The 1069-nt window shown below is 68.4% G+C and carries 1 protein-coding gene; it reads right to left on the bottom strand.

Annotation, left to right across the window (positions count from 1 at the left end; genetic code table 11):
* Nucleotides 1-1069, bottom strand: a 1069-nt coding sequence (locus tag PFH44_RS27885; RefSeq protein WP_283826882.1) for an adenine deaminase C-terminal domain-containing protein, incomplete at both ends; no start/stop codon positions are given.

Here is a 1069-nt window from a genome sequence, read left to right as displayed (position 1 = left end):
GGCAATCGGCATGGCGCCGGGGGCCAGAATCTCTCCCCGCTGCGCCAGCGCCATGCCGCCGCCGGAGGCGATCAGCCGGTTGGCGGCCCGTGCCATCTCTTCGGCGTCTCGCCCGAGCACCACGAGATTGTGCGAGTCGTGGGAGTAGCTGGTGGCAATCGCCCCGCGCAGCTCGCCCCAGCCCTCAAGCAGGGCAATCTGCGGCGTCGCCTGATGGCGACCGTGGCGGTGCTTGACCCAAATCAGGCTAAAGCCGTCGGGCAGCTGGACTTTGCCGCCGCGGATCTGCACCTCAACTTCTCCCCACTGCGTAAAGCGCGCGCCGCGAATATGCCGCAGGCGGGCGACGCCGTGGTGAATACCGCCCACCTTAAGGATAAAGTCCTCGGCGCTCAGCGGCGCAAGCTGCAGGGTATCGCGCGGCGGCGCGACGCCGGTGGCCGCAGGGATCGGCCGGCACAGCTTCCCGTCCCGGGCAATCAGCTTCCCGGCGACGTAGACCTCCCGCGCCTGCAGCTTATCCAGCGCCGGGAACACCACCAGGTCCGCGCGGCGGCCGGCGGCAATCAAGCCTAAGTCATGGCGCTGCAGGCGGATCGCTGCGTTCAGCGTGGCGAAGCGCAGGGCATCGGTGGCCGGCAGGCCGTGCCCGATCAGCAGGTTGAGCAGGGCGATAATGCCGCCTTTTTCCAGCAGCATATCCGGCGGCACGTCGTCGGTGCAGACGGTGATCTGCGAGGAGAGGTGCGGCAGGGTTTTCAGCGCCTTGACGATATCCTCCAGCAGATAGGGGTGCGAGCCGCGGATCTGCAGCGTCAGGCCGGCGCGCAGCTTTTCCAGCGCATCCTCCGCTGAGGTGAGCTCATGATCGGAGGTGACGCCGGCGGCCAGATAGGCCTGCAGATCCGCGCCGTTCAGCCCGCGGGCGTGGCCTTCAATCAGCTTGCCGCTGTTGAGGCCTGCCTGGACTATCTCCTGCATCCGCTCGCTGGCGTGCAGCACGCCGTGCATGTCCATCACTTCCGCCACGCCGCGCACCTCCGGCCACGCCGGCCTGGCGGCCACCCCT

Source organism: Klebsiella sp. Ech2A, from assembly GCF_030078455.1.
GTDB lineage: Bacteria > Pseudomonadota > Gammaproteobacteria > Enterobacterales > Enterobacteriaceae > Klebsiella > Klebsiella terrigena.
Note: the sequence above shows the minus strand (reverse complement) of the source record. Positions and strands in the feature narration are given on the sequence as shown.